The sequence below is a fragment of the Arthrobacter sp. B0427-1-12 genome (genome assembly GCF_059092905.1).
Genome location: NZ_JBNHIC010000281.1, coordinates 1 through 217 on the forward strand (window position 1 = coordinate 1; position 217 = coordinate 217).

The window sequence follows — 217 nt, forward strand, 5'->3', positions numbered from 1 at the left end:
GGTTCTGCCATGGCCGGAGGATTCGAAGTATTCACCGATGCTGACGGGCTGTTCAGATTCCGGCTGAGAAGCGGTGACGGGTCGGTTATGGCGGTCTTGGACGGCTTCGCAGACAAAACGGCCGCCGTGCGGGCCATTGAGGCAGTGCGCGAGCATGCCGCCGGTGCGCTGATCACCGACCTGACCACCCGGGCGTGACAACGGCGGGCGGCCTGAC

General features: G+C 65.4%; 1 protein-coding gene. It reads left to right on the forward strand.

What is annotated here, in order from left to right:
* Window positions 1–198 (forward strand): YegP family protein (locus tag AC5RWU_RS24860; RefSeq protein ID WP_493986822.1); only part of this gene is annotated, 198 nt, incomplete at its 5' end.
* Between the last annotated feature and the right edge of the window lie 19 nt (window positions 199–217).